The 26,297-nt window shown below is 59.3% G+C and carries 20 protein-coding genes and 1 tRNA gene; 6 read left to right on the top strand and 15 right to left on the bottom strand.

Going from position 1 to position 26,297, the window contains the following annotated elements:
- Positions 1-105 precede the first annotated feature (105 nt).
- The 3 genes from HK23_RS08820 to HK23_RS08810 all read left to right on the top strand — a co-directional run bounded on the left by HK23_RS08820 (position 106) and on the right by HK23_RS08810 (position 4,535).
- Positions 106-1,095, top strand: coding sequence for a glycosyltransferase family 2 protein (locus tag HK23_RS08820; RefSeq protein WP_256940126.1), 990 nt, complete (start codon positions 106-108; stop codon positions 1,093-1,095).
- Between the two features lie 186 nt (positions 1,096-1,281).
- The gene (locus HK23_RS08815) at positions 1,282-3,867 is read left to right on the top strand and encodes a DNA translocase FtsK 4TM domain-containing protein (protein WP_373270317.1); all 2,586 of its coding nucleotides are present in this window, start codon (positions 1,282-1,284) and stop codon (positions 3,865-3,867) included.
- Positions 3,864-4,535, top strand: a complete 672-nt coding sequence (locus HK23_RS08810) for an RluA family pseudouridine synthase (protein WP_086653654.1) — start codon at positions 3,864-3,866, stop codon at positions 4,533-4,535. The genes HK23_RS08815 and HK23_RS08810 overlap by 4 nt, the downstream gene beginning before the upstream one ends.
- Before the next feature lie 51 nt (positions 4,536-4,586).
- On the opposite strand, the gene HK23_RS08805 is transcribed toward HK23_RS08810, so the two are convergent.
- From HK23_RS08805 to HK23_RS08780, 6 genes are read right to left on the bottom strand one after another with little or no spacing between them, the layout of a single operon-like run.
- Entirely contained in the window at positions 4,587-5,771 is a 1,185-nt protein-coding gene (locus HK23_RS08805) for a glycosyltransferase family 4 protein (RefSeq protein ID WP_256940125.1), read from the bottom strand.
- Between the two features lie 33 nt (positions 5,772-5,804).
- Positions 5,805-6,476, bottom strand: a complete 672-nt coding sequence (locus HK23_RS08800; RefSeq protein ID WP_086653653.1) for a glutathione S-transferase — start codon at positions 6,474-6,476, stop codon at positions 5,805-5,807.
- A 12-nt stretch (positions 6,477-6,488) separates the two neighbouring features.
- On the bottom strand, positions 6,489-7,571 hold the full coding sequence (gene mnmA, locus HK23_RS08795; protein WP_086653652.1) for a tRNA 2-thiouridine(34) synthase MnmA: 1,083 nt from the start codon (positions 7,569-7,571) through the stop codon (positions 6,489-6,491).
- 33 nt (positions 7,572-7,604) lie between these two features.
- The gene (locus HK23_RS08790) at positions 7,605-7,919 is read right to left on the bottom strand and encodes a ferredoxin family 2Fe-2S iron-sulfur cluster binding protein (RefSeq protein WP_043549910.1); all 315 of its coding nucleotides are present in this window, start codon (positions 7,917-7,919) and stop codon (positions 7,605-7,607) included.
- Between the two features lie 7 nt (positions 7,920-7,926).
- Positions 7,927-9,090 (bottom strand): cysteine desulfurase family protein, encoded by a 1,164-nt coding sequence (locus tag HK23_RS08785; protein ID WP_086653651.1) that lies wholly within the window; start codon positions 9,088-9,090, stop codon positions 7,927-7,929.
- Between the two features lie 16 nt (positions 9,091-9,106).
- Positions 9,107-10,255, bottom strand: coding sequence for a cysteine desulfurase family protein (locus tag HK23_RS08780; RefSeq protein ID WP_086653691.1), 1,149 nt, complete (start codon positions 10,253-10,255; stop codon positions 9,107-9,109).
- A gap of 519 nt (positions 10,256-10,774) precedes the next feature.
- Between HK23_RS08780 and HK23_RS08775 the strand changes: the two genes are divergently transcribed.
- Positions 10,775-11,440 carry an alpha/beta hydrolase gene (locus HK23_RS08775; protein ID WP_025828379.1) on the top strand — a complete coding sequence of 222 codons (666 nt, stop codon included), beginning with the start codon at positions 10,775-10,777 and terminating at the stop codon, positions 11,438-11,440.
- A 108-nt stretch (positions 11,441-11,548) separates the two neighbouring features.
- On the opposite strand, the gene HK23_RS08770 is transcribed toward HK23_RS08775, so the two are convergent.
- Entirely contained in the window at positions 11,549-12,316 is a 768-nt protein-coding gene (locus tag HK23_RS08770; protein WP_082881613.1) for an RNA methyltransferase, read from the bottom strand.
- Positions 12,313-13,683 (bottom strand): cysteine--tRNA ligase, encoded by a 1,371-nt coding sequence (gene cysS / locus HK23_RS08765; protein WP_179193855.1) that lies wholly within the window; start codon positions 13,681-13,683, stop codon positions 12,313-12,315. Before cysS ends, HK23_RS08770 begins: the two co-directional genes overlap by 4 nt.
- 134 nt (positions 13,684-13,817) lie before the next feature.
- Here cysS and HK23_RS08760 point away from each other — a divergent pair.
- Positions 13,818-13,892: transfer RNA gene (locus HK23_RS08760), tRNA-Thr, on the top strand.
- A 92-nt stretch (positions 13,893-13,984) separates the two neighbouring features.
- Here the strand turns inward: HK23_RS08760 and HK23_RS08755 are convergent.
- The 7 genes from HK23_RS08755 to tsaE all read right to left on the bottom strand — a co-directional run bounded on the left by HK23_RS08755 (position 13,985) and on the right by tsaE (position 24,993).
- Positions 13,985-14,734, bottom strand: a complete 750-nt coding sequence (locus tag HK23_RS08755; RefSeq protein ID WP_179193854.1) for a glycosyltransferase family 25 protein — start codon at positions 14,732-14,734, stop codon at positions 13,985-13,987.
- 132 nt (positions 14,735-14,866) lie between these two features.
- Complete coding sequence (locus tag HK23_RS08750) at positions 14,867-16,216, bottom strand: bifunctional folylpolyglutamate synthase/dihydrofolate synthase (protein ID WP_086653648.1); 1,350 nt, start codon at positions 16,214-16,216, stop codon at positions 14,867-14,869.
- Between the two features lie 11 nt (positions 16,217-16,227).
- Positions 16,228-17,157, bottom strand: coding sequence for an acetyl-CoA carboxylase, carboxyltransferase subunit beta (gene accD, locus HK23_RS08745; protein WP_256940124.1), 930 nt, complete (start codon positions 17,155-17,157; stop codon positions 16,228-16,230).
- 131 nt (positions 17,158-17,288) lie between these two features.
- Entirely contained in the window at positions 17,289-17,615 is a 327-nt protein-coding gene (trxA, locus tag HK23_RS08740) for a thioredoxin TrxA (protein WP_043549901.1), read from the bottom strand.
- Between the two features lie 129 nt (positions 17,616-17,744).
- Positions 17,745-21,344 (bottom strand): double-strand break repair helicase AddA, encoded by a 3,600-nt coding sequence (addA, locus tag HK23_RS08735; RefSeq protein ID WP_256940123.1) that lies wholly within the window; start codon positions 21,342-21,344, stop codon positions 17,745-17,747.
- Positions 21,341-24,511: a double-strand break repair protein AddB gene (gene addB, locus HK23_RS08730; RefSeq protein ID WP_086653647.1), complete on the bottom strand. Its 3,171-nt coding sequence runs from the start codon at positions 24,509-24,511 to the stop codon at positions 21,341-21,343. Before addB ends, addA begins: the two co-directional genes overlap by 4 nt.
- Before the next feature lie 11 nt (positions 24,512-24,522).
- Positions 24,523-24,993 (bottom strand): tRNA (adenosine(37)-N6)-threonylcarbamoyltransferase complex ATPase subunit type 1 TsaE, encoded by a 471-nt coding sequence (tsaE, locus tag HK23_RS08725; protein WP_256940122.1) that lies wholly within the window; start codon positions 24,991-24,993, stop codon positions 24,523-24,525.
- Positions 24,994-25,514: 521 nt separating this feature from the next.
- Here tsaE and HK23_RS08720 point away from each other — a divergent pair.
- Entirely contained in the window at positions 25,515-26,276 is a 762-nt protein-coding gene (locus HK23_RS08720; protein WP_086653646.1) for a response regulator transcription factor, read from the top strand.
- The last annotated feature ends 21 nt before the right edge of the window (positions 26,277-26,297 follow it).

Below are 26,297 nucleotides of genomic sequence, written 5' to 3'. Positions count from 1 at the left end.
TGTTCGGAAAGGTCTGAAATTTGACAGATTTTTCGGCCAGCTTTGCGGCACGCTTAAGCGGGAGGCGTTTCGTATTCCGCAGGATCTGAAGGAAGAGCATCACAGGTGCAGGAGACCAGCCAGCACACTCTTATAAACCGCCAGACTACTTCTTTGGACGGTGGCTCTTCTGTTGCCATTCTGCTGTCTCTTTATAACGGTGTCCCCTATTTACAGCAGCAGCTGAACTCGCTCCTGCATCAAAGCCGCCCTGACTGGACTTTATATTGGCGGGATGACGGCTCTACAGATGCCAGCCTCGCCGTCATGCACAAATTTACCCAGCAGGTTGGCAAAGAGCGCTGCGTAGAAGTGATGCCGCGCAATGGTGAGCATCTGGGCGTCACCGGCTCTTACGCCACCCTCCTGGACCACACACCCCCCAATCTTTCTGTCGCGTTTTGTGATCAGGATGACGTCTGGTTCTCTGATAAGCTGGAACGCGGTCTGCGCGCTCTGGCGACGGTGGCAGAGCATACCCCGGCACTCTACTGCACACGCCAGACCCTGACGGACAAAAACCTGCGCCCTACCGGCTTGTCTCCCGAGCTGCCGGACACAACCAGCTTTTTGCCCGCCATGACGCAGAATATTGCGACAGGCTGTACTCTGATGCTGTCTCCTGCCGCCTGTGCTTTGCTCCGCAAAGCCATGCCCGCCCCCACATTTCTGCTGCATGACTGGTGGGCTTACCTGATGGTAAGTGGCGCAGGCGGACGCATTCTTACGGATAATCAGCCGTCTCTGTTCTATCGTCAGCACGGAAAAAACGCCGTAGGCGCGCGCAGCCAGTTCCTGCACCGCGCACTGGCGGCCCTCAAACGTGGGCCGACGGCATTTATGAATATTTTTAGGGCCAATACGCTCTATCTGCTCAACCGGCAAAGCCTGCTTACGCCGGACGCGGTTAACGCTTTGCGTCTGCTCCGCAAAACGCAGAAACCCGGCCTGCGGGGAGCTCTTTCCCGAGTCTCCCTCATGCACCAGCTAAAGCAGCTCAGGCGGCATAAAAAGCTCGAACAACTGGTTTTCCGGGTGTGGTTTTTGCTGGGATAAGCTTTTGTTCCCGCGTTTTGCGCAAAGACTCGCTTCCCAACCTTCTTTACGCCACCAGTTCAGGCTAGGTTACGGACTGTTTCAGCCCGAAACAGCATCATCAACTATCCGTCGCCAGTTTCCCTTTTCCAACAAGAGGAGGGTGCGGGCGGCCCTTTGGAGTCAGGATCCAGGCCCTTGGCGCGCGTGAGCCACTCAAGATCTTCCGATTACGTCCCCTCCCCTTACAAAAGCGCGTTTCGTCTGCGTCTTGAAGAAGGGGGAGGAATTCTGCTGTGCTTGCTCGCCTGCGTCTTGCTGGTCGCACTGGTTACGTACAACCCGAACGATCCCTCCTTCAACACCGCAACCGGCCAGCCGCCCACCAATCTGCTGGGCATGACCGGGGCAGTGCTGTCTGACACGCTGCTACAGGGAATCGGACTGGCTGCTGTTCTGCCATCGTTGATTCTGATGGCGTGGGGCTGGCGTTTTCTGAGCCATCGTCTGTTAGGGCATGAAGCACCAATGGTGTTTGCCCTGCGGGTTGTGGCGCTGATCTGCCTGCTGCCGGTTGCCGGGGCGTTGCTTGCGGCTATCCCGCTCCTGTTTACCGCCCTACCCCCCATCCACTGGCCGACACAGGCTGGCATTGGCGGGGGCATTGGATTTTCCATTGCCCAGACATCCCTCTCCGCGGGCACGGCGGCCATCGGCCCGGCTGGCGGCATGGTGATCTGGATTCTCGGAGGACTGCTCGCCATTCTGCTAACAGCCCTCTGCACAGGTCTGCGGCGTGAAGAATGGCTGACACTCTGGCGCGGTATGCTGGTGCTTGTTCGCCTGCCCGGTCAGCTTGGCATGCGCTTTGTGCGCTATTACGCCAGCCGCAAACCCCAGACAGCCGAAGTCGCTGGTCCGCAGGGAGGCTATGCGACCAGCGAAGAAACATCCTACGCCAGGAGCAGCAGCGGGTCCGCACACAGCCTGTTTCAGGATGATGAAGAGGAGGAAGATCTCCCGGTCTCAACCCGAGCAGGAAGTGCAACCTCTGCCGCCTATGCCCCAGAACCGGAGGAACATGCTCCTGCTCAGACCACCACCCCAGTGCGGGAAGAACCTGCTGGTGCCTCTGGCCTGACGCTGGAGCCTGCCCCCTCTCCCGCCCCTGCACAGGGCCGGAATGGTCTTCTGGGCCGGTTGTTTACCGGCAAAGATGCCGCAACCTCCGGCAGCCCTGCCAAAGCAGCAAAAGCGTCCTCTTCCCCAACCCGGAAAGGTGGATGGGAACTGCCGCCTCTGGATCTGCTAAAACCCGCTCCGGCCCGCACACAACATGGCCCCTCGGAAGAAGATCTGACCAAAACAGCCCGCCAGCTGGAACAAGTGCTGTGTGATTACGGCGTGCAGGGCACGATTGTTGGTATGAGTGCCGGTCCGGTCGTCACGCTGTATGAGCTGGAACCGGCCGCAGGTATCCGGTCTGCCCGCGTGATTGGTCTGGCGGATGACGTCGCGCGCTCTCTTTCCGTGCTGAGTGTCCGTATTGCCACCGTTCCCGGCCGCAATGTGATCGGTATTGAAGTGCCGAACAAAAAGCGGGAAACGGTTTATCTGTCCGAGCTGCTCAACCAGCCGGACTGGCGCGAAGACCCGGCCCATCTCTCTCTGGCGCTTGGCAAGGATATTGAGGGCGAACCCGTCTTTAGTGATCTGGCCCGCATGCCGCATCTGCTGGTGGCCGGCACCACCGGGTCTGGTAAATCGGTTGGCGTGAACGCCATGATTCTCTCGTTGCTCTACCGGCTTTCCCCGGATGAGTGCCGCCTGATCATGATCGACCCCAAGGTGCTGGAACTCTCCATTTACGATGGTATTCCGCATCTGCTGACCCCGGTTGTGACAGAACCGCCCAAGGCCGTGAACGCCCTGAAATGGGTGGTGCGGGAAATGGACCGCCGCTACCGCACCATGGCGCATCTGCAGGTGCGTAACATTGCAGGCTACAACGCCCGTGCGGCAGAAGCCCGCGCGGATGGGGAGGTGGTTGTCCGCCGTGTGCAGACAGGGTTTGACCCGGAAACCGGTAACCCGGTGTTTGAGGAACAGTCCGTCACTCTGGACCCGATGCCCTATATCGTCGTGATTATCGACGAGGTGGCCGACCTGATGATGACCGCCGGTAAAGAAATCGACGCCTGTGTGCAGCGTCTGGCCCAGAAGGCTCGTGCAGCGGGCATTCATGTGGTCATGGCCACGCAGCGCCCCTCCGTGGACGTGATTACCGGCACCATTAAAGCCAACTTCCCGACCCGTATTTCCTTCCAGGTGATCAGCAAGTTCGACAGCCGCACCATTCTGGGTGAACAGGGCGCTGAACAGCTGCTGGGACAGGGTGATATGCTGTTCATGCAGGGTGGCGGCCGCATTACCCGCGTGCATGGTCCGTTTGTGGCGGATAATGAGGTGGAGCAGGTCGTCAACTTCCTGAAGGAACAGGGCGAGCCGATTTATGATGATGACGTTCTGTCCGAACCGGTGGAAGAAGCCCCGGCCAGCAGCGGCAAATCTGGCGGCGGTGGCGATAACGGCGAATCCGACATGTATGATGAAGCCGTGGCCATTGTGACGCGGGAAGGCAAGGCTTCCACCTCCTTCGTGCAGCGACACCTGTCCATTGGTTACAACCGGGCCGCCAAGCTGATTGAGCAGATGGAACGCGAAGGCATTATCAGCCGCGCCGACCATGTGGGCCGCCGTAAAGTGCTGGCTGGCCCCAACCGCGAGGAATGAGCAAACCCCTCCCCTGCCCTTTCCCGCTCACCATGCTGTATCAGGACCAGCATGTGGTGATTCTGGATAAGCCAGCCGGTGTGCCTGTGCATGCCGGGCCGAAGGGTGGCCCATGTGTGGAAGACTGCTTTCCCCTCCTCTCCCGGCGCAAAGACGGCCCCTGGCTGGCGCATCGGCTGGATGCGGAAACCTCCGGCTGTCTGGCCATTGCCCTGCGCAAGCAGCCGCTTCTGGCCATGCAAAAAGCCTTTGCCGATAAGACTGCCCGCAAAACCTACTGGGCCGTTGTGGAAGGGGGGCCGGACGCAGACCGGGGTGAAATCTCCCTGCCTCTGGCCAAAAAAACAGCTCCGTCTGGCTGGCGTATGGTCACTGCGCCGGACGGCGCTCCCTCCCGCACCGACTGGCGTGTGCTGGGGCGTGGCGAAGGGTTGTGCTGGCTGGAACTCTCTTTGCACACCGGGCGCACGCATCAGGCCCGTGTGCATTGCGCCGCTATGGGCTGGCCGATTCTGGGGGATACGCTCTACGGGCACCCTCACCCGGAAGGGCTGCATCTGCTGGCCCGTAGCCTGACGCTGCCACTTACGCCGCCGGTTTCCGCCACAGCGCCTCCCCGCGAAGGCATGAGGGCAGCACTCCAGAGTTGCGGCTGGCAGGGCATCTAAGGTCTGAAAAAACAGTCTTCTAAGCGAAGAATGTTTCTGAAAGGGTGGCCATCAGGCCCGGAACAAGCCTTTCCAACGCCATTCCCGCACAATGTCTTCATGCAGGAGGCGGCGTTTTTCCCGCATCGGGACGGCATCAAACAGTCTGGCGCGGGCGCGGCCTGCCTGTCCGGCTTCCGCTCGCAAAGCAGGCGAGGTCATGAGGCGTTCCAGAATATTGGCCAGATCGTCTGGCTCATCCGGATCAGCATATAACCCGGCCTCTCCCACCACATCCGGCAAGCCCCCCCGATGTGAGGCCACAACGGCCGCACCACATCCCATGGCTTCCAGAGCGGCCATCCCAAACGGTTCCGGCCAGCGGCTGGGTACCGCCACGACTGCGGCCCGACTCATGGTCTGTATCACGGCCTCATGCGGCTGATAGCCGCGCAGCACCACACCGGCCTGTTCCGCTTGCGGACGTAAAGCGTTGAGAAATGGTGTGTCAGGCGAGTCGGGACCGAAGCGATCTGCGCCAATCATCTCGGCACGCCAGCCTGTATGGCGAGGCAACACACGCGCACAGGCCGCCACAAAGGCATCCGCCCCTTTATCCGCCACAATGCGTCCGGCAAACAGCAGCACCGGGTCACGCTGCTCCGCAGGTGGCGGCAAAGCAGAAAGATCCAGACTATTGGGCAGCACCCGCACGCAGGACGTCACGCCCTGACTGATAAAACGGCCGCGCACCCATTCTGACACAGCGACTACGGCCACAGCCTGCCCCAGATGCTCACGCTCCGCTGCCGTGCGGGCACGCCGCATGCCGCAGGGGTCATTATGCAACACCAGCACAATTGGCAGGCCGGGGCAGGCTTTGCGCAAGGCCAACGCAACATCGGGCCGGTTATGAACTTCAATCAGATCAGGCCGGACAGACCGGGCTACGCGCGCAACGCCTGCGGCATAACGCTGAATACGGCTGAAAGGGCGAAAGACTGGCACCACAGGCACAAACCGCACGCCAGCGAATGGCTGGCCGGTGGGTGCAAGGCCCACGACGGTTTCCGCACTGCTCGCCATGCGCCGCACTAGCAGCGCAATGGCTCCGGCCTCACCGGGGGCAAAGCGTTCTCTGGGGGTCAGCACCGTCAGAACGCGTAACGCTGACTGTGGGCCTTGCGCGCCTCTTCCCCCGGCGGCTTCCTTCGGTGTGGGAGCCGCAGGCTGGCCTTCGCCGGGAAGCGCCATCATATCTGGAAGCACTGCACGGAAAAACGACCCCGATCAGGCCAGAGATTCATAAACGTCCAGATACCAGTCTTTGGGTTCCTGCGCGGCCTGATCATACCATTCCTGCATCAGCGGATGCTGGCGCACAGCCTCCATATAGTCGCGGGAAACGTCAGAAAGGCCGGACACATCGTAGGACAGGAAGCGTGCCACGATAGGAGCATACATGGCATCAGCATTGCCAAAGTCCGCCCCAAAGAGAAACGCGCCGTCCTGCCCAAAACGGGTACGCGCATCGGTCCAGAGGGCATCAATGCGGGCAATATCTTTCAACACGTCTTCATCAAACCCGGCCGCAGGCGGACGTTTATCGCGGCCCAGATTCATGGAGAGAGCGGCGCGCACAGCGCGGAAACCGGAATGCATTTCCGCAGAAATGGAGCGGGCCACAGCACGGGCGCAGCGGTCAGCAGGCCACAGGTCGGGGTCCTGTTCCGCACAATATTCTGCAATAGAGAGCGAGTCCCATATCACAGCGCCATGATGTTCCAGATACGGCACACAGCCGTTGGGGGAGAGGGTTTTGAGTGCTGTCGTCTTGCCGCCACCGGCCAGAGGGATGACATCAATATCGACATTCAGCCCGGCCAGCCGGACCGAGAGCCAGCCCCGCAGAGACCATGAAGAATAGCGCTGCGTTCCAATAACGAGCCGTCCGTCTGCCATCTTTTCTCTCCTTCAGGCCGCCGACGTTGCCTCCGCCCGGCGGATAAAGCCGCCGCCCAGAATGCGGCTGCCATCATAAAACACACAGGCCTGACCGGGGGCAGGCATGGCCGGTTCTTCCAGCAGAACAGTCGCGCCCTCCGCAGTCGGCACAACACGAGCCGGGCGAGGTTCTTCCCGCGCACGCATCTGCACACGGCAGACCAGACCTTCCGGCGGGGCATCCACCAGCCAGTTCACATCCCGCACGGAAAGGGTGCTGACATAAGAGCCCTCACGCGGGCCAATCACCACACGCTTGCGACCCGGTTCCACGCCCACCACCATCTGGCGCTCACCATCCAGCCGGGCCGCGTTGCCCAGCCGTTTGCTCTGCCCGACGGTAAAGCGCATCACGCCTTCATGCTGGCCGACAACGCGACCGGAACCATCCACAATCTCGCCAGGACCAGCCATCTCGGGGTGCATTTTTTCCACGAGATCCACGTAGGACCCATCGCTGACAAAGCAGAGATCCTGACTGTCGGGCTTACCCGCCACAACCAGCCCAAACCGTTCAGCTTCCTCACGCACGGCGGCCTTGTCCGGCATATCGCCCAGCGGGAAGCGCAAAAAGTCCAGCTGCTCCCGCGTGGTGGCGAACAGGAACCATGACTGGTCCCGCGCCTCATCAACCGGGCGATGCAGCTCAGGTCCGTTCGGGCCTTCCACACGGCGCACATAGTGCCCGGTGGCCATGGCATCAGCCCCGATTTCCTTCGCCAGCCCCAAGAGGTCAGTAAATTTCACGCCCTGATTGCAGGCCACACAGGGCACCGGCGTCTCGCCTGCCGCATAAGCATCGGCAAACCGCTCGATCACACTGTCCTTAAATCGGCGTTCCGCATCAATCACGTAATGCGGGAAACCCAGACGGTCGGCCACGGCACGGGCATCACGGATGTCCTGCCCGGCACAGCAGGCGCCTTTTTTGGCCGCACCGCGGGAATCATAAAGCTGAAGGGTCGCCCCGATTACCTCGTGCCCTTCTGCCTGAAGGCGGGCGGCAACCACGGAACTGTCCACCCCCCCGGACATGGCCACAAGAATGCGCATCGGCGCGTCCCCTTTATTCTCTGTAAATAGTGTTCAGGCCGTGCGCGGCAGGCGCACAACCAGACCATCCAGTGCTTCGGTCATGACAATCTGGCACCCAAGGCGGGAGGTCTTTTCCAGACCAAAGGCCAGATCCAGCATATCTTCTTCATCATCCGTGGCGGCAGCCAGCTTAGGTGCCCAGGACGGGTCTACAACCACATGGCAGGTCGCGCAGGCCAGAGAACCTTCACAGGCTCCCTCAAGATCAATGCCATGCTTGTGGGCAATTTCAAGCACAGAAAGGCCGAGCGGTGCATCAACCGTGCGTTCGGTTCCGTCCTGTTCAACAAACGTCATCTGGGGCATTCGTTTTTTATCCTGCCAAGGCTGTCTTTGTCATGGCGGCCTGCACCAGCCTCTCCGCCGCGCGCTCCGCCTCGGCGGCTGAGGTAAAACGTCCGGGGGACAGACGCAAGCTTCTTCCGGCCTCATCACGCCCTAGCCCCATCGCCTCCAGCACATAAGATGGGGCGATTTCCGCTGAAGAACAGGCCGAGCCCAGAGACACCGCGAGCCCCGGCATGGCGGCAATCACGTCCAGCGCCTTCAGGCCTTCCGGCAGACGCAGACTAAACAAACCCGGCAGACGTGGCGCGCTTGCGGCATTGACCACAACCCCCGGCAGCCTCTGTTTCACGCACGCCAGAAACACGTTCCGCAGATGCGCGAGATGTTCAGCGTCTATCTCCTGTTCTGCCTGCGCAATCCGGCACGCCTCCCCGAATCCGGCCAGCAGAAAGCCCGGCAATGTGCCAGACCGCAGCCCACGTTCCTGCCCACCACCAGAAAACAGGGGTTGCAGCCGCACCCGTGGGCGACGGCGGACAAACAACGCCCCGGCCCCTTTGGGTCCATAGAGCTTGTGTGAGGAAATGGACCCCAGAGCCAGACCCATGCGCCGCACATCCACGGGAATTTTCCCCGCAGCCTGCGCAAGGTCAGAATGCAGGAAAGCCCCAGCCTGCTCCACCAGCGGGGCAAGCGTTGCAAAATCCTGCAACACGCCTGTCTCGTTATTGGCTGCCATAATGGAGACCAGCGCGGTCGGCACCTCCAGCGCCTTGTGCAAAACAGCCGGGTCCAGCAGCCCATTGGCGTCTACTGGCAGAATAACCGGCTCGAATCCTTCCTGAGCCAGATCCCGCACGCTTTCCAGAACGCATTTATGTTCGGTCGCAACGGTAATCACCCGACGGCGCGGGCTGCCCAGTGCGGCCAGATGGCGGGCTGCCCCCTTGATGGCCAGATTATTGGCTTCAGTCGCGCCGGACGTGAAAATAACCTCACGTGGGTCGGCCCCAATGAGCGCTGCAACTTCTGCCCGCGCCGTTTCCACCAGCGCCGCAGCTTTACGGCCCGACTCATGGGTGCTGCTGTGCGGATTCCCGTTCTCTTCTTCAAGAGCGGTCAGCATCACAGCCCGCACGCGCGGGTCACACGGGGTGGTCGCCGCATGATCGAAATAAAGCTCGTCCATGTCCTCCCCTTTTTGGTTAGCCCGCAATAGTGGGCACAGCACTTTGCGCCATGGCCCTGTAAGTCCGGATAAACTGATCTATATCGCTTTCCGTCACATTCCAGGGCAGCGACACACGAATAGCCTGCCCTGCCAGATCCCCCAGCCCCATAGCGTCCAGCACATGAGAGACCGCAACCTTACCCGATGAGCAGGCCGACCCGGCGGACACACACACGCCATCCAGATCCAGCCGCATCAGCTGCCCCTGCGCTCTGCGCCCCGGCAAAGACAGATTGGTGGTGTTTGCCAGCCGGGGTGCCGTGCCACCACTCACCACTGCACCTGCGGCAACCGCCGCCTGTTCCAGCTTGTCCCGCAACACCGCCAGCGGCTGAGCTGGCTGGGCCAGAGACGCCTGCAAAGCAGCCGCAAGACCGGCGAGTGCCGGCAAAGGTGGTGTACCGCCCCGGCGGCCCTGTTCCTGGCCGCCGCCCTCAAACAACGGCTCCAGACGCGCGGGAGCCGGACCACGTAGCAGCAGTGCCCCTGCCCCTTTCGGCCCACCCATTTTGTGGCCAGACAAGGCGAGGCTATCCATGCCCATCTCTTCAACACACAGCGCCATACGCCCTGCCGCCTGCACGGCATCCACATGCAAATGCGCGCCATACGCCTGACAAAGGCGCACAACCTCCGCCATGGGGTGCAGAACACCGGTCTCGTTATTCGCCAGCATCAGGCAGACAAAAGCGGGTGGACCATCCTGCGCTAGTTCGGCTTCCAGCACATCCAGCCGCACCTGACCGCTACCCTCAACCGGCAACCACGTCAGCGGTGCGCCTGCTGGTACGCCCTTGCGCACAGCATCATGCTCCGTCTGCCCCACCAGAAAACGCCTGCCCTGCCCCAGCCCGTGCATGGCCAGCACATTGGCCTCCGTGCCGCCGGACGTAAAAATACAATTTAGCGGCGCAACACCGAGGGTTTTTGCAACCTGATCCCGCACCTCTTCCAGCATAGCCCGCGCCATACGCCCGGCCCGATGCACGGAGGACGGATTGCCCGTCAGATCAGCCGCTGCAAGCATGGCCTCCCGCGCTTCTGGCCGCAGCGGTTCCGTGGCGTTTGCGTCCAGATAAATTATGCGCGGCGTCTCACCCGCGCTGCGCGCCCAGAGACTCATACCCAGCTCCTCTTTCCGGCCAGCCCCTGCGACCGTCCCACCACGTTTTTCCTGCTGCCCATTTCTTTTCAATTGTCCGTGCTTTCCCCTGCAAGGGGCACAAAACAGCCATTAGAACGATTTATGTGGAAATTATGACTGCACACCCCTTATAGAAGGGCACATGGTTAATACCATACAGTGCAGCAAGGTGGGGCCAGCATGGAGCGTCTGTTTTCCGGTGTCTTTGGTGGCCACAAGACAACACAGGAGCAGTATGCCCCTGCCAGCAGCAAGGTCAATCCTGGATTTTGCGTCTCACCCCTTTTCCTGCCTCCTGCATGATACCATGTCCATAACAGACCTTTCTCAGCCGCATCTTTCCAGCCTGCGGCGGTGGGTGGCCTGTTTTTAAAAGTTTTGCGGGCCCTCTGCCCCGCCCGCACCGGCTTGTAGCGTGGCATCGCCGCTTGCCGGAGCATCTGCCAAACCGGGATGCGTCATGCCCACGGACGCATTTCAAAACCATGCGGAACCCGAATGCCTGAGGTTATGTTTGCCGGCCCGGACGGGCGTCTTGAAGGGCGTTACCACCATTCCAACCAGCCCAATGCTCCCCTGGCGCTGGTGCTGCACCCGCACCCGCTGCACGGCGGCACAATGAACAACCGCATTACCTACGCTATGTACCGGTCCTTTGAAAAAATGGGCTTTTCGGTCATGCGTTACAATTCCCGTGGTGTCGGGCGGTCTCAGGGCCGGTATGACGGCGGGATTGGTGAAATTTCCGATGCCGCCGCCGCTCTGGACTGGATGCAGATGGTCAACCCGAATGCCAGCGGTCTGTGGATTGCCGGCTACTCCTTCGGGGCTTTTGTGGGCATGCAGTTGCTGATGCGCCGCCCGGAAATTACCGGCTGGATCAGCGTTGCACCCCCGGCCACCTATTATGATTTTGGCTTTCTGGCACCGTGCCCCTGTGGCGGCCTGATGATTGCAGGCGGCAAGGATGACATGGCTCCGGAACCCGCCATCCATAAACTGGTGGACAAGCTAAACACCCAGAAGGGTGTAACGGTGGATTACCGCGTGTTCCCCGATGCAGACCATATCTTTGCCAAACAGGCGGACAAAGTGACGGCTGCTCTGGAAGACCACGTGACGACAGCCATGGCGCACCGCAACATGCCGCTGGCTGCTGACTGATTTCCTTGTGCCGGGGCAGATTGACCGCAGGTCTGCCCCGCACCTGCCAGACCGCACTAAGACGGGTATATAGCGGTCTGAAGGATTAAAGAGCTTTCCCGCCGTGCGTTATTTTCTGCGCGGGTGCGCTAGTTCCCGCACCACGCCATGCAGTGTGCGCAGCTCCTGCTCCGTCACTTCCCCACGTGTAAAAAAGTGCCGCAGATTGCGAACCATGCCGGGGCGTTTCTGCTCGTTATGCAGAAAACCGCACTCATCCAGCTCGCGGATCAGATGCCCCATGAAGTTTTCCAATTCGCCTTTGGTGGCGACGTGGGTCTCGTTGGTCATCAGTTCGCGCGGCGCGGTCTGATCTTCCGCCATCCACCATTCATACGCCATGATCATGACGGCTTGTGCCAGATTGAGCGACATGAAGGCCGGGTTTAGCGGATAGCGAATAAGCGCATCGGCCCGCGCCATGTCCTCATTATCCAGCCCGGCGCGTTCCGGCCCGAACAGCAGACCGACTTTCAGCCCCCGATTGGTGGCAGCGCGTAATTCCGCTGCCCCACCCCGCGCCGTCATCACTGTTTTGACGATATGGCGCGGACGCGGACAGGTGGCGAAAACGTGGTGCAGGTCAGCAATGGCGTCATCCACGGTCTCATGAACTGTGGCGGCTTCCAGAATCCGGTCCGCGCCAGAAGCTGTGCGCCAGGCCCGGTCTTGCGGCCAGCCATCGCGCGGGCTGACAAGCCGGAGATGAAACAGTCCGCCATTGGCCATGGCGCGGGCCGTGGTGCCAATATTTTCCGCAAGCTGCGGACGGACCAGAATCACAACCGGCGTGTTGCCAACAGGCTCCAGCGGTGCCCCGCCGTCACGCCCGGTCATGCGCGCCTCCAAATGGTGCCGTCTTTCGTATCTTCAAGCACAATGCCCTGCCCCTGTAGCTGGTCACGCAAGGCATCTGCCTTTGCAAAATCACGGGCCTTCTTGGCGGCTGCGCGCTCGGCAATCAGGGCGTCAATTTCGGCGTCCTCATCAGAACTGTCGCCCTTGAACCATTTTTCCGGGTCTTCCTGCAAAAGCCCCAGCATGCCAGCACCAGCCTTCAGAGCCCCGGCGGCCTGTCTGTCACCCGCCAGGGCCTGACCGGCCAGAGCATGCAGTTCAGCAATCGCCATCGGCGTATTCAGATCTTCCGCCAGCGCCTTCATGACCGCTTCTGACGGAGCAACCTCCGGCACAGGGCCTGCGGCTAAAGCACGGTAGAAGCGGTCCAGCACCTTACGGGATTCCTGCAAGCCAGCCTGCGTATAATTCAATGTAGAGCGATAGTGCGCCCCCAGCAGCAGCAGACGCAGGGCCTCCGCCGAAGCCTGTTTCAACACATCCCGAATCGTCAGGAAGTTGCCGAGTGATTTGGACATCTTCTCGCCTTCAACGAGAAGCATGGCATTATGCACCCAGTAATTGGCGAACTTGCCCTGCGGGAAGCAGCACAGGCTCTGGGCGCGCTCATTCTCATGGTGGGGAAAGAGCAGATCCGACCCACCACCGTGAATGTCAAAGCTTTCCCCCAGATAACGGTGCGACATGGCCGAGCATTCAATATGCCAGCCCGGACGCCCCCGGCCCCACGGGCTTTCCCAGCCCGGCTGGTCGGCATCGGAGGGTTTCCAGAGCACGAAGTCACCCGGGTCCTTCTTGTAACCCGCCACTTCCACACGGGCACCGGCCACCAGATCTTCCGGGTCCCGGCCAGACAGCGCACCGTAGGACGGAAAAGACGCGACCGAGAACAGCACGTGGCCATCAGCCTCATAGGCGTGGCCATTTTCAATCAAGCGGGCAATCAGGGCCTGCATCTCGCCAATATTATGCGTAGCGCGCGGTTCAATATCCGGCGGCAGCACGTTCATGGCGGCCAGATCCTGATGAAATTCTTCCGTGGTGCGCTGCGTCAGGGAGCCAATATCTTCCCCGTTGGCGCGGGCGCGGGCGGTGATCTTGTCATCCACATCCGTGATGTTGCGCACAAAGGTCACACGCGGATAGGCATGGCGCAGGAACCGCACCAGCACGTCTGCCGTCAGCATGGCGCGCAGGTTACCGATATGGGCCAGATCATAGACCGTAGGCCCACAATAATAGACTTTCACGTGCTGCGGATCGAGCGGCGTGAACGGCACGGTCGCGCGGCGCTGACTATCGTGCAGAGAGAGTGCTGGCAAAGATGCTGAGGCAGAGTGCGACATAAGCGACTAGATGCGCCAGCGTGTGGTTCGATGCAATATCCGCACAACCAAAAAACTGCCGGAAGATCGAAAACCGGATCTTGACGCGCCGCATGTTTTACAGTTTTAATCCTCCCCTGCACGTAACGTGCTGTGCCCTTATAGCTCAGTGGTAGAGCAACCGCCTTGTAAGCGGTAGGTCTTCAGTTCAAATCTGAATGGGGGCACCATTTTTTCCCATAATTTAGCAGGCTCTTCAGCCATCCTTCCGGATGCTTTACGCGATACTCCCGTGCGCATTCTGATAGGAATTTTCATCCGATCAGTACACTGAATGCCCTTTTCTCTCAAAGGAGGAATCGGCCCAGTTATTTGCCGGAATTGCGATGGGCGGCAAGCAGACCTTAGCTATCATATTTTGCAGACACATACTCATGGCAACATCGACGCCTGAGTTGCACCATTCTGCCTTCGTAAAATCGCCTCCATAAGGTGCTTTAAACACTCGTAACGGATAATAGCCCCCTCCGAGCGGCAGTATGGTCTCTAAAAATATTTTTGCGCCCCTTGGCGTAATCGCATAACAACAGCAACCAGCAAACGCCTCCAACTTTGGTGTAGAGTACGTTTTAGTTTTAAAAAACTCCTCTGGCTGTGCTTCAAACAATATTGTTGATTTTGGGAGACCATTTCCGAAAGAAACTTCCAGAGGCCAATCAGCATTAAAGCCAAAAAGCATAATATCAAAATCAGAATTTATTCTTATTAAATCCTCCTGTATCTTAAAAAAATCATCTTCTAAAACCACATCATCTTCAATTACTGTTATTATTTGATTAGTTTCAACGCACATTTTCCATAAATGCACATGCGATAAAGCCACAGCTAATGCCGTTTCTTGATAGGTATTTTCTTCTAAAATAAAATTCTCTTCAACCAATGCTGTGCGAGAAACTTCTTTTCCGTCATAAGCTTCAAATATTTTTATTCTATCAAAGTTCTTGAAATTTTTTTGTTTGAAAACTTCCAGCCGGTCTGGTCTGGACTTCAGATTTATAACATAATTTTCCACAAGCAACGATGGATCCTTAAATACATTTGTGTGCAACAAGGATACCATAATATCAGTCAGAGATCTGGCAGGGAAAATAAGATCAGACTAAAAAATATCCATCACAATATCTATCAGCCGATAGGCCAGTGCTTAAACGCCCGGCGTCCAGCCATCCTGCGTCAGCGCTACACCAGCCAGATACAGGCTGCCGCAAATCAGCACGCGGGCGGGTTTACCGTCTGACTGGGCCTTGAGACCCTCCAAAGCTTTGACCAGCGTGGGGCCAACCTGCGCCTTGCCTGCGGAAGCCTCGACAATCGCTTCTACCGGCAGAGCCAGATGCTGCGTGGGCTCACTAATGGCCCACAGGGTAGTGGCATAAGGCAAAACCGGGTTCAGAAAGCCCGTGGCATCCTTAGTCTGTTTCATGCCCACGAGCAGGTGCAGGGGTTCATCGCCCCACTTCTGCAATTCCTGCGCAAGCGCATGGCCCGCGCCGGGATTGTGCCCACCGTCCAGCCATAGTTCCCAACCTGCGGGCAGGCTTTCCGCCAGTTTGCCGTGCAGGCGCTGCATGCGTGCAGGCCATGAGACTTTACCCACGCCCTGCCAGCCAGCGTCCGGCACGCTCAGACCAGAAACACGCAGAGCCTCCACAGCCAGACCGGCATTTTCCATCTGCCATGGGCCCGTCAGAGCGGGGGCTGGCAGCGTCAGTGTGCCCCGTGAATCGGTAAAAATCAGGCTGCCATCCGGCGCAGACACACCAGCAGAAGATGCCGGGGCAATCTGCCAGGCCTCACCACGGCAGGCGAGCGGCGCGCCCACCTTGCGGGCCTCCGCTTCCAGCACACGCCGCACGGCATCCGGCTGCGCGCCGGTTACAGCAGGCACACCGGGTTTGAAAATACCGGCTTTTTCCGCAGCAATCGCTTCCAGCGTGTTCCCCAGAAACGCTTCATGATCCATAGAAACAGAGGTGACGATGCAGGCTGCCGGGTGCTTCAGCACATTGGTGGCATCACACCGGCCACCCAGACCAACCTCGATAATGGCCAGTTCCGCCGGGTGGCGCGAGAACAGCAGGAAGCCAGCTGCCGTCAGCACCTCAAACACGGTGATAGGCGCGCCTGCATTCACCGTCTCAATCTCTTCCAGTGTCGCGACCAGTTCTGCCTCGCTCACCAGCTTGCCAGCAATGCGGAAACGCTCCGTCACATCCACCAGATGCGGTGAGGTCATCACATGCACGCGCCAGCCTGCTGCCTCGCCAATGGCGCGCAGCGTGGCACAGGTGCTGCCTTTGCCGTTGGTACCCGCCACATGGATAACGGGCGGCAATTTGTCTTCCGGGTGGCCCAGCTTGCCCAGCAGGGTTTCCAGCCGCCCCAGCGAGAGATCGATCAACGCCGGGTAAAGGCTGTTCAGCCGTTCCAGCACTTCTCCGGTGCGGCCAGAAAACTCAGTTGTCAGCGCAGAGCCGCCAGAAGAGGATGTCACGCGTCAGACGCTCAGGCAGCGGGGGCCGCAGGAGCGGCATCCGGTATAACCGTAGCGGCAGGTGTGGGCGCAACCTTATCGCCTTCCGGCGTCACGGGCGCGCGCATCAGCAGGCCAATAAGACGGGCCAGCGTTTCCCGCATATCCTTGCGTTTGACCACCATGTCCAGCATGCCGTGGTCCAGCAGATATTCAGACCGCTGGAAGCCTTCAGGCAGCTTTTCACGCACGGTATCTTCAATCACACGCGGACCCGCAAAGCCAATCAGGGCGTTGGGCTCAGCAATCTGCACATCACCCAGCATGGCGAAGGAAGCCGTTACGCCGCCCGTGGTCGGGTTCGTAAACACCACAATATAAGGCAGACCCGCTTCTTTGAGCATCTGCACACCAATGGTGGTGCGAGGCATCTGCATCAGGCTGATCGCACCTTCCTGCATACGCGCGCCGCCCGACGCCGTGAAAATGACCAGCGGAGATTTTTGCAGAACCGCCAGACGGGCAGCAGCCACAAAGCGCTCGCCAAACGCCGCGCCCATGGTGCCTGCCATGAACTCAAACGCCATGACACCTACAACGCTCGGGTGGCCACCTATGGTGCCGTGCGCGACAATCAGGGATTCATCCAGATGGCTCTTGGCGCGAGCGTCTTTCAGGCGGTCGGTATATTTTTTCTGATCACGGAAGCCCAGCGGGTCCACCGGGGCGGGGGGCAGTTCGATCCGGGTGCATTCCCCGTTATCAAACGTCCACGCCAGACGGTCGGCTACCGGCGCTTTCATGTGGTGTCCACAATGGGGGCACACATTCAGGTTGCGGTGCAGTTCCTTGGTCAGAACCATCTGACTACAGGACTCGCAGTTGGTCCACAGATTATCCGGCACGTCACGACGCAGCAGGCCGCGAATTTTGGGACGGACGTATTCGGTGATCCAGCTCATTTTGAACCCTGCAACTGCGATAAATCAAAAAATGGGAACATAGCCCTGTTGCAGCGTGCCTTACGCTGCTTGCGCCGTCCTGCCAAGCATTATGGCCCGGCAGGACGAAGCGTCAGACTGGGAGACGCGCCTTACAGAGCGCCTTCAACCCAGGCTTTCAGCTGGCTTTTGGGCAGCGCACCCACCTTGGTGTCCAGCACCTGACCATCACGCACCAGCATCAGGGTCGGGATGCTGCGCACGCCGTACGTGTTGGGAGAGACCGGGTTATCATCGATATTGATCTTGGCGACCGTCAGCTTGCCAGCAAAGTCCTTGCCGAGTTCTTCCAGCGCCGGGCCGATCATCTTGCACGGGCCGCACCATTCTGCCCAGAAATCAACCAGCACCAGACCAGAGGCCTTGAGCACATCGGCATCAAAGCTGGAATCTGTAACAGCACGTGTATGTTCACTCATGGATTGTCTCTTCCTTGGTTTAAGGGACGGATCACGCAGGTGCGTCGTGCAGGGCCAAACCCAGCTGCGTGCAAACGGTTCCCCATCCACTTCTGTATCCCTCTACACTTAAGGGGCCAGCGCATCCGGTCAAGATGCGCTGTATGAGCCCCCCCCCGGCGCATGCAGGTCCAGCAAGGCATCCGGCAGCACATCCGCGCGTGGCCCTTCCGTCCAGACCAGCACGCACCGCACGGGTTTATCGGGGTACAGCCCCTGCAACAAAGCGCGGTAGGCCGACATCTGGCGCAGATAGAGCACCGGCGTAGCCTGCACCGTGCGCGGCGTATGCCGCCCGGTTTTGAAGTCACACACCAGCACCTTGTCCGGCAGCAGCATCATGCGGTCCACCTGCCCCACAATCACCTGGCCACCAGCCACACCGGCCAGACGCTGCTCGGCCCGCGCTTGTGGGGAGAACAAAGGCGCCAGATCCGGCAAGGCCAGCACACCCAGCACCTGTTCCGCCAAGGCTGCGGCCTCCTCAGGCTTCAGTCCGCTGGCTGGCCGACTCAGCCAGGCATGAGCCATCCCGGCCTGCTGGGCCTGCGGGTAGGCTGGCAGATATTGCAAGAGCGCATGGACCAGTGTGCCGCGCCGGAAGGCCGCCTCACGCGCCGCAGCGGGCGTGACCGTGGCCACATCCAGCGGGGAACGCACCGGGGGCAGCGGCCCCAGCATGGCATCATCCGGGCGGCTGGGCGCGAGAGGCCGGGCCAGCGGCGCATCCGGCACCGGCGGCCTGCCCTGCCATGTCGGGGCATGCCCCAGCCATGCGGGCAGAGCAGGTGGAGCGACTGCAACAGGTCGCGAACTGGCCGACTGATCTTTCTGGCCTTCTTGCGGACCATGCCGCTGGCGCTTTTCCTCCAGCACCAGCATTTCGCCCGTCCAGCCACCAGCATCCCACTCCTGCGGGACTGCGCCAACGACTTCAAACCCCTTCCGGCACCGCTCATACCAGCTTTCCGGTGGCACCACGCGCCCCGGCTTCCAGCCGCAGACGACCAGACGCTCCGCAGCCCGGGTCAGCGCCACATAGAGCAGACGATTATATTCCTCGATCGCGCTGGCCTGCATGGCCGCCCGCAGTTTTTGCGTCACACTCACGGCCAGCGCACCGCGTGGCACATAAAGCGGCACGTCCAGCCCGGTTGGCTCGTCCTTCACCCAGAAAAGACGATCCTCGAACCGGGGTGTCCCCACCGTGTCGGGCAGAATGACCAGACGGGCCTGCAACCCCTTGGCCCCATGCGCGGTCATGACGCGCACCGCATCGCCTCCGGCTTCGGCCTCGCGCTTCACTGTTTCTTCGGAATTACGCAACCAGTGCAGAAAGCCCTGCAGAGAGGGCGGATGCATATCCTGATAGCGCAAAGCCGCTGAAAGCAGTTCATCAATCGACTCGGCAGCCTCCGGCCCCAGACGCGCCCGCAGCCGCGCGCGACCACCAGACCGGCCCAGAGCCTCGGACAACAGCTCATGCGGCGTCAGGTAGTCGACCCGCCGGAACAGGCCATCCAGCATCTGCCAGGCCACCGTCCAGTCTGGACGCTCCGCATGATGCTCCCGCAAGGCGGACCAGAGCGGCTCTGCCTTGCCACGCCCGGTCGCCAGCACCATCAGGCTCTCATCCGAGAGACCACCCAGAGGCGACGTCAGCACACAGGCCAATGTCAGATCATCCTGCGGCAGCAGCAGCGCGCCGCACAACGCCATGAGGTCCTGCACAGCAAGCTGATCGGCCAGCCCTGTACGCACCAGAGTCGCCACCGGCACATTTTCTGTTTTCAGAGCGCGAATTAGCGCCGTGACAAACGAGGACCGACGCGGCACCAGCACCAGCACATCTCCCGGCGTTAACGGCGCTACGCCCTCTTCCGGCGGTGTGCTGATTTGCCGCGCGATAAAACGTGCGAGTGTATCAGCTAATTTCTGCTGCGGGTTCTGGCGCGTGGTGTTGGCCGTGGGAGGCTCCCACGGGCTGAGGGCGTCTTCCTCATTCGTTTGCGCCTCCGCCAGAGGCCACAGTTCCACGCGCCCCCCTTCACCCGGACGGGCCGTAAGGTGTCGCATAGCCCGGCCATCTTCTTCCGCCACACCTCGCGCGGCATCCGGCACGGAAAATACCGCATCGACCAGCGCCAGAACGGGAGCAGTAGAGCGGAAAGACACGGTCAGGTCCGGTTCCTGCCACGGCAGAGAGGCAAAAGCCGCGCGGTTTTTGAATTCCCGACGCCACAGACGAAAAGATTCCGGATCAGCCCCCTGAAAACCGTAGATAGACTGTTTATAATCGCCCACAGCAAAGACGGTACGTGGGCCTTGCTCCTGCGTATGCGTACCTTCTCCAGCAAAAAACTCTGCCGTCAGGTCACCCGCAATGCGCCATTGTTCGCGTGACGTATCCTGCACCTCATCCAGCAGCAGGTGGTCAATCCCGCCATCCAGTTTATACAGCACCCAAGCCGCACCCGGTTGTTGCAAAAGGCCGAGTGTCCGGCGGATAAGATCATCATACTCCACAAGGCCACGCTGACTTTTGCGGATGTCATACAAAGCCGCAACCGGAGCCGCCGTTTTCAGCAGCGCCAGACCAAGCCGTGCCAGCCGTCTGGCCCGTAAGGCTTCTTCCACCTCCAGAATCCGTGCGGCTTCGCGCTCAAGAGCCGTCGCCAGATCGGCATAATCATTCGCAAGTTTTGTGGTAATCAAACCCCGTTTGCGCGGTTTTCCATCCTTTGTGAGCAGAGCGTTCCGCCACTCATCCCATTGCGCAGCCCGTTCTGGCGGCGGTAACGCCAGCCAGTCCAAAAGACGATAGGCCGTTGCTTTAACGGCCTCTGTGCCTTTTTCCACCAATGTGGGAATATGCGCACGCAAACGCTCCTCACCCGGAAAATCCGTGCAGGCGTCACGAATTTGCGCGGCATCACTCCCCTTTAACGCCCCTTGCGGCAGCCCTAGCACGCGGCAGAGAAGAGTTGGCAGCAAAGCTGGCAGTTTAAGCACGCGCTCCCGAATAGCTTCCGCCCGTGAATCATGCCGGAGGGCGCCGACCAGATTAACAAAATCCCCAAGGCTGATCTGTCCGGCCAGAGGCGCGATACTCTCTGTCGGGCTATTGCCCAACACCGTTTCCACACAGCCCTGCAAGGCCAGTGTGGCATCGGTTTCTTCCATCACGGTAAAATGCGGGTTCATGGCCGCTTCCAGCGGGAAGCGCCGCAGCAGTGACTGACAAAAGGCGTGAATAGTGCCGATGCGCATCCCTCCCGGCAGATCCAGCACTTCTGCAAACAAAGCCCGAGCCCGCTTGCGGGTTTCTACAGTGCAAGGAACAGATAACCCCTGCAATTCCTTGTTCAGTGCGTCATCCGGCAACGTCACCCAGCGGCCAAGGCGCGTCTGGAGCCGGATTGCCATTTCCGCCGCAGCCGCCTTGGTAAAGGTCAGACACAAAATCCGGGCCGGAGGACTGCCCGGAAGCACATCTCCGCCTGCGGGATTAAGACGAGGAAGCATCAGCCGCAGCAGGCGGTCAATCAGCAGTTTGGTTTTACCACTCCCTGCAGAAGCCGAGACAAATACAGACGCTGTCGGGTCAGACGCCAGAGCCTGCTGGCGGTTGGCCTGATCAATCGCTTCAGAAAACGCAGGATTTTTTATCATGGTTTTAATACTACTCATGCCTCATCCTCCACCCGTGCCGTGTTCCATTCCGGCACACGGGCCAGACGCGCATAATCCGCAAAACGCGGTTCCCGACCAGGATGCGGATGCGAGAGATAGGGCTGGTCCGGGGTGTCATACGCACAGATGCGCTCCCGCAGGCTTTGCCATGTCTGCTCCGCCAGGGCGGTGAGAGACACGTCCCCTTCCGGCTTGATCGCGACTTCCTCGCCAGGGTCAGCGCCCCCGGTCAGTCGCCAGTACACCAGCCCGGCAATATCCGCTGTCCCGGGCAAACCGGAAAAGCCACCTCGCAAAATCATTGCCGCTTCCAGGGGCAATTGAGGACTCCAGCCGGACCGGACATCCCGCACAGACGGCAGCGTACCGGTTTTGTAATCCCGCACAATTACGCGGCCTTCCGCATCATAATCAATCCGGTCGGCCCGCCCGACCAGCCGGAACGCGCCCTGCGGCGCATCCAGAATATCCACTTGCCCACGAGACTCCGTGCGTATGACCGCAGGCGTTCCCGTCTCCTCCCGCAAAGCGGATTCAGCATGCGCGACCCATGAGGCAATGCGCATCAGCCGTGGCTCCCACCATGCCTGCAACGCCGGACGCAACGTGTGTTTGATTAAGGCTTTCCGGAAAGCCTCCTGCAACCCAGCTTCCGCCTGCGGGGGCCATGTTGTGCCATGCGTGCGGAACCAGTCCTCCAGCGCCTCATGCACAATCATCCCATAATCCGAGGCATCAGCTGCTTCTTCCAGTTCCGGTAACGGCTGAAGCTTCAAAACATGGCGCGCATAAATGGCGTATGGATCACGCATCCATGTTTCGATTTCAGTCACACTTAAGCGGCGAGGACGCAAAGCAACAGGCGGCGTAGGACGAGGCGGAGCAACAGGCTGCGCGGGGCCATCTGGCCGATCCAACACCTGCAACCATTCCAGCGCCGAATGAGGCGGAACCGTCAGGCCACGCCCGGATAAAAACGCATCCAGCCGGGAAATCCAGCGGGCAGGCACCACGGGTGCGCCGTCCCGCCGACGCGGGCAGGACAACACTACCTCCCCTGCCGCAGCCGCGCTGGCAAAAAAGTCATGCGCAGCCTGCCCTACTCCCTGTTCTGGCGAGGGCAGACCAACACGCTGGCGCATCGGGCGGCTCATCCACGGTCCGGCATCTGCCGCCGGGGGCCAGATATTTTCGGCAAGTCCACCCAGCACAACCACATCCGCCGTCTGCAAGCGAGCCTCGAACAAACCCCAGATTAACACACGCGGATGCAAGGCGGCATGCTCCACGCCACGCCGCACGGCCACACGGTCTTCCGCCAGCACAGCGCTTAACAGTCCGTCCAACACTGCAGGCGGCTGAGGGGGAAGAACATCAGACGCCATCATCAATTCAGTCAGACGCCCCGCCAGCGCGTTCCCTTCTTCCCCGCTCCATAGCCGTTTTGCCGCGTCCTCCTCTTCAGTTTTGACAAGCCGCTCAACAGCCTCAATCAGGGAGGCCAATAAATCTGGCACGGGTCCCCGGTGGCTGAAATCTGGCGTCTCGCCCTCTGGCCCTGTCTGCGCCTCAGTCGTCCTCTCTTCCGGGTCTGCATACGCTTCCAGCCCCGGATCATCCGCCGGCACTCCGTCGCTTACACTAGCAGTCCAGCCATCCCACGGTAAAATTGGCTCCAGACAAAAAGCCAGACGGTCCATAAAGGTTTCCAGAGGCTCCGGCCCGTAAGGCCGGTCTGCTTCTGCCCCGCCCTCTGCGCGCGCTGAGGCGCGCTCATCCTTTTCGTGCTCTTTCAAAACAGCCGTCACTGCGGCCCGCAAAGCTGCAAACCCGGGCGGAGGAGCCGGCCCGCGCAACACGATCCGTTCCAACAGACGCGCTGAAGCACGGCACACCCCCATGGAAAGACCACACGCCACCAAAGGATGTTTCAAAACAGATAAAACAGAAACCGGAGAAAACCGGTTCTCGATCATCTGCGCCACAAGCCGCAGCAGCACCGCACCGGGTGTTTCAATTAAAGAAGCACCAGCACTATCATCCGCCAGCACGCCCCAGCGGGACAGTTCCGTCGCAACGCGAGCAGCAAGGGCGCGATCCGGCGTGACAAGCGCTACCCGCTTACCGGGTGTTTCCACCACATTGCGCAAAATCATGGCAATAGCCACAGCTTCTTCCTGCTGGTCCGCTGCGTCAAGCCGGGTAACATGCGCCAGATTGACCGGGCCAGACTTCGCCCAGTCCTCCAAAGCCGATGCCGGCAGCAATGCACGGGAGAGCACCTGCGCCCGTTCCGGGAAGCCTCCTTCAGCATCCCAGAGTGCAACATCGGCCCGCACGACATCCAGCGCGGCCAGAAGATGACTTAACCCTGCCTGCGGATGACTATCCGGCAACTGCACAAACGTCTCTTCCGGCATCTCCAGATCCAGACCGGGCAGAATCACACGACCACCCGGACAGGCCATCACTGCCCACAAAGCTTCCGCCGTTGCTGGCATGATATTTGTAAACCCAGCTGCCCAGACTGGTGTTTTATCTCCCTGCGTCGCCTGTTCCTGCCAAAGTCCCGCCTGCGCACGGAGCAGCGTGACCTGACGAGCGACCGGATTCATCACTTGCTGACTCGCCAGCCATTCTGGCCAGGCGCGCGTCACGATTTCCAGAAACTTCAGGATAACCTGCCAGTGTTCCGCAAAATTTTCCTGAACGGCTTCCGGCAAACGTGTAGCCAGATCGACATCCGCCCATTCTGCCTCATCCATCAGATCAGCCAGCGCTTTGGCCAAAGGCCAGGCCTGATCCAGCGTTGGCCGGGTGCCAAATGCCCCTTCCGCCTGCAACACTAGGCGCGTCAGTACCGCAAGGCGCGTCATACCAGCCACGGCAGGAGGCAGGTCAAACCCGGCGGTTCCTCCCAGGCCGGAAGACAGACCCAGTTCAGCTTCATCCAGCGCGCTGATGGGCAAAATACGCGGCAGCAACATGGCGCGGCCATCCATCTGCCGCAGGAATGCTTCTGTCAGACCACGAGCCGCACGTCGACCGGGCAGAATAATCGTCCCTTCTCCCACGGCCTCCGGGTCATGCCCCGCAGCCTGAAGCCAGCGCGCAGCAAGTTGATCGAGAAACGGCAGATGCGCCGGGATTGTCGCAAGACTCATGGTCAAACCCTTCAGGCCGGAAGGCTGGCAGAGAGAGCGACGCCATTCACCCTGTCGCTCCAACCATGCAGGTGTACCGTGCGCACCCCATCAGGCCCAACTGTAAACCCAACATGCAGGGCCTCTGTCGGCGTTAAATCTTCCAGACGCTCAGGCCATTCCACCAGAACCACGCCTTCCCGCGCATCCTCCCAGCCCAGCTCTTCCAACTCATCCGGGCCTCCCAGACGCCAGAGGTCAAAATGCGAGACGGCACAGGCCGGCGCCTGATAGGTTTGTACAAGTGTATAAGTAGGACTTGGCACTTCCAGAGCGTCATCCCCACAAAAACAGCGCAGGAAAGCGCGGGCAAAAACGCTTTTTCCGGCGCCTAGTGGGCCTGTCAGCAAAAGCGCGTCCCCCGGTTGCGCCAAAGCGGCCAGCGCACGGGCCAGTTGCTCTGTTGCCTGCTCATTTTTCAGAACCATCTGTGTGTCTGTCATCCCGCCCCCAGCACGAACTGCTTTTCTCCTCCTCACATATTACGACGAACGCGAAAAGGCCGCTAACAGGGGAACGTGAGCAGACGTATACTCTATACGTCAGGGATGCATTTTTTAATTCATATTATACTTATAAAATACATATCTTTCACCAAATTTAATAAAATTGATTTATTCCATCACTTTAAACAACCCGTTTATTTTCTTATTTTTGTTTATAATATTTATTTAATAAACACGAAATAATTATGTTAATTCTCTGAGTAAATCACTTTTTGTTTTATGTTCATAAAAAATTTACCCTTTCAGAGTAAGAAAATAGGAAATCATCTTAGTCACCTCAACCTATGATTGTTTTTATGGGATGGTGTCTAAAACATGCTCCAGTTGCATACCTTACCTCTAACCAGTCAAAATAAGATGAATCTCTGTTTATCTTTCTAAAAAAAACACGTAAAAATAGATTCATTGATAATTAATACAACCTTAAGGTGTACCGCGCTCTGTGTGAGGGGAACCCAATGCGTATCCTGTTTGCTGAAGACAAAGCCACGTCAGCCCGTCTGCTCTTACCAACCCTCAAGAAAGCAGGTCTTTCAGTAGACCTGGCTCGTTCTGGCCGGAATACGATTGAGATGCTGCGAAACTATGATTACGGCATCGCGGTAATTGATCTGCATCTGCCGGACATGGATGGCTATAATGTTGTTAATTCTCTGCGGTTATTGAAAATTTCAACACCCGTCATCATTCTTTCGTCACTCGATCAGCCCGAAGCAAAAATCCGGGCTTTTTCCATGGGCGCAGATGATTACCTGACCAAACCATTTGACCCGGCAGAGCTTGTCGCACGGATTCAGGCCATCCTCCGCCGCTCCAGCGGGTTTGCCCATCCAGTCATTCAGGTCGCTGAACTCAAACTGGATCTGAACAGCCATACTGTGATGGTTCACGACCAGCCAGTACATCTGACATGCAAAGAATTTTCCATCCTTGAACTTCTTGTCCTGCGCAAAGGCGTGGCTCAGACCAAGGAAACGTTCCTGAACCACCTGTACGGAGGTCGTGATGAACCAGATATGAAGATTATTGATGTTTTTGTCTGTAAACTTCGCAAAAAACTTCAGGCTGCCGGGGCATCAGATCACCTGATCTCTACTGTTTGGGGAAAAGGATATATCCTTAATGACCCTGAGGCTAAAATTCTTTCCCTTCCTGCCAGGCCAGAAATCCCAATGCGTGCCCCCATCCCAGAGCAACAGTTTCAGGCTGCCGGGGACTAATTTTTTTAAATCACTCTAAAA

Source organism: Acetobacter malorum (assembly GCF_002153605.1).
GTDB classification, from domain to species: Bacteria; Pseudomonadota; Alphaproteobacteria; order Acetobacterales; family Acetobacteraceae; genus Acetobacter; species Acetobacter malorum_A.
This window is presented reverse-complemented; position numbering and strand designations above follow the sequence as displayed.